Origin of the sequence: Dietzia sp. SLG310A2-38A2 (assembly GCF_014145095.1) — a bacterium.
In the GTDB taxonomy this organism is placed as follows: Bacteria; Actinomycetota; Actinomycetes; order Mycobacteriales; family Mycobacteriaceae; genus Dietzia.
In genome coordinates, this window is sequence record NZ_JAALDX010000406.1 from 1 (window position 1) to 1,429 (window position 1,429).

Consider the following 1,429-nt stretch of genomic DNA (forward strand, 5'->3'; position numbering starts at 1 on the left):
CGGGACAGCACGTATGGTCCGAGCGAGTCCGAGACCACCCGGCTCCCCGCCGCCCCCGCCGAGCCCGAGACCACGGTCGAGGATCCCGACAGCCCGGGTGACCGGGACGCCTCGCCGTCCGACCGGTCGACCCGCGCGTGGTCGGCGGTGGACGGTGACGGGCGTCGTAGCGGGTCGCGGCGACGCGAGGACAAGGAACCCGGGTGGCGTGCCCCGTGGGAACGTGACGACTGACCCCCCGGTCGGTGTCGTGCGAGAAGAGGACTGATGACAACCCCTGACCACATTCCCGCGGCCGACGCCCGGTCGATGTCCACCGACCGCGTGTTCGACGCCGAACGCGCCGAGGCGGCGGTCCGGGAACTCCTGATCGCCGTGGGCGAGGACCCGGAGCGCGAGGGTCTCCTGGACACCCCGGCGCGCGTCGCCCGCGCCTACCGGGAGGTGTTCGCGGGGCTGTACACCGACCCCGCGGACGTGTTGTCCAAGACCTTCGACGAGGATCACCGCGAACTGGTCCTGGTGCGTGACATCCCCATCTACTCGACCTGCGAACACCACCTGGTGCCGTTCCACGGGGTGGCCCACATCGGGTACATCCCGGGGCGATCCGGTGCCGTGACCGGGCTGAGCAAGCTCGCCCGACTCGTGGACCTCTACGCCAAACGACCGCAGGTCCAGGAACGCCTGACGGGCCAGGTCGCCGACGCCTTGGTGGACAGGCTCCAGCCCACCGGCGTCCTCGTGGTGATCGAGTGCGAACACCTCTGCATGAGCATGCGGGGGATCCGCAAGGCCGGTTCCGTCACCACCACCTCCGCGGTCCGGGGCAGTATGCGGTCCAACGCCTCCACCAGGGCGGAGGCCCTCGGCCTCCTGCGGGGGACGTGAGCCACCCGGCCGCCCCGCCGCGCCCGTCCGTACTGCCGCGCCCGGGCCGCTGCGCGGTGATGGGCATCGTCAACGTCACGGAGGACTCCTTCTCCGACGGTGGGCGGCACCTCGCCCCCGAGGCGGCCCTCGCCCATGCGCGCCGTCTGGTCTCCGAGGGCGCCGACCTCCTCGACGTCGGCGGGGAATCCACGAGACCGGGTGCGATCCGCGTCGACCGGACCGACGAGGCGGGCCGGGTGATCCCGCTGGTCCGCGCGCTCGTGGAGGACGAGGTCACGGTCTCGGTCGACACCATGCGCGCCTCGGTCGCCGCCGAGGCCCTCGACTCGGGAGCGGCGCTGATCAACGACGTCTCCGGAGGCCTCGCCGATCCCGCCATGCTGGAGGTCGTCGCCGACCACGGTTGCCCCGTGGTCCTCATGCACTGGGTGTCGCCCGACCAGTACCGGGCGGGCGCCGGCGGGCGTGCCGACTACGGCGGGGACGTGGTGACCTCGGTCCGTGACCACCTCGCCCGCCGTGCCGACGCGGCGGT

3 protein-coding genes are annotated in these 1,429 nt (G+C 72.7%); all 3 read left to right on the forward strand.

All coding sequences use genetic code 11. From position 1 onward, the window contains the following. The coding region (locus tag G6027_RS13905; RefSeq protein WP_182637686.1) for a hypothetical protein at positions 1-234 on the forward strand (234 nt) is incomplete at its 5' end. Positions 235-267: 33 nt separating this feature from the next. Continuing rightward, positions 268-891 carry a GTP cyclohydrolase I FolE gene (folE, locus tag G6027_RS13910; protein ID WP_187702904.1) on the forward strand — a complete coding sequence of 208 codons (624 nt, stop codon included), beginning with the start codon at positions 268-270 and terminating at the stop codon, positions 889-891. 59 nt (positions 892-950) lie between these two features. Next, on the forward strand, positions 951-1,429 hold a 479-nt coding region (gene folP, locus G6027_RS13915), incomplete at its 3' end, for a dihydropteroate synthase (protein WP_182637688.1).